This is a genomic window from Alcanivorax sp. HI0083 (assembly GCF_001635175.1).
In genome coordinates this window covers 1-1321 of sequence record NZ_LWFX01001322.1, presented here as the reverse complement: position 1 = coordinate 1321, position 1321 = coordinate 1, and the positions used below count along the sequence as shown (strand labels likewise).

Annotated in this window: 1 protein-coding gene; it reads right to left on the bottom strand. The window is 63.2% G+C overall.

The window, feature by feature from the left end:
- On the bottom strand, window positions 1-1321 hold a 1321-nt coding region (locus A3754_RS19720; RefSeq protein WP_197468736.1), incomplete at both ends, for an exodeoxyribonuclease V subunit gamma.

Here is a 1321-nt window from a genome sequence, read left to right as displayed (position 1 = left end):
GCCCATCCAGGCCGGGCCGTCGCCGAGCAGGTAGCCGGCCAGCATCCGTTTCAGGCCGAAGGCCCAGCTGTTCTGTTCGAAGCCGGGCACGTCCAGGGTCTTGCGTTGCTGGCTGTTCAGGCCCCAGCGAATGCGCGCCTGGTCGATCCAGCGGGCCAGTTGCGGTAGGTCGCCTTCGTCGATGCCGAAACGTTCGCGCACGGCGGGCACATCCAGCAGGTCGAGAATGTCGGTGGCAGTGAAGCGCCACTGGGGCAGGTGCAGCAGGGATTCCACTGCCTGGGCCAGGGGAGAGGCGGCACCGGCACTGCGGTCGCTGAGGGTGTAGGGCAGATAGCGGGGATCGTCCCGGTCCAGTCGGCCGAACACCGCATCAATGTGCGGTGCATAGGCCTCGATGTCCGGCACCATCACGATCACGTCCCGGGGCTGCAGGCTCGGGTCGTTGCTGAACCGGTCCAGTAATTCATCCTGCAGGACTTCCACTTCTCGCTGGGGGCTGTGGCCGATGCGGAAACTGAGCGAGCCATCGATCGCCAGAGAGGGGCGCTGGTCCGGCGCCGGCAAGGGTTCCAGATCGAGAATGTCCTGCTGCAACTGTGGCAACAGGGTGTGCGGTTCGTGGTGTTCAAACAGATCGATCTGATTCTGGAAGGCGCTGCGATAACTGTCTGGATCGTCGTGATCGTAGAGCAGGCCGATAAAGTCCCGGCCCTGTTTGCCCCAGGCGGCCAGCAGGGGGTTAACGCGGTTTTCCGGCAGGGCGGTCAGGTGGCGTTTGCGGTTATCCAGCTGGCGTCGCAGCAGTTGTTTGTCTTCGACGATATCTGCCCAGTAATGCTGACAGGGGTTCTGTACCAGCATCAGGATCTGGCAATGCTGGCTGAGCGCGGCCAACGCTTCCAGAGCCTGCTGGGGCAGGGCGCTGATACCGAAGATGATCAGGCGTCGCGGCAGGCCGGGCGGTGGCATGCCCTGTTGCTGGTGTTGAGTCAGTGCGGCGATGAAATCCCGGTGGATGGCGCTGCGGCTGAGGCGCTGTTTGATGTCATCCATGTCCGCCAGCAGGGCGCGCCACAGGTGTGCCTGCCACAGCTGGCTGGTGGGAAACTCATCAAAAGCGTCGCGATCCTGGGCCTTGCGCAGACGGTCGTTGCGGTTTTCCCAGTCCGCCAGCCAGTCCGCCCGATAGACCTGATAGGCATCGAACAGATCTGCCAGTCGCTCGGCCAGCTGATGGCGTTTGCGGCCATCCACATCGTCGGCGAGAAAATGCCGCAATGGGCCGAAGTGGTCGTTATTCAGCAAGGTAGGCAGCAGA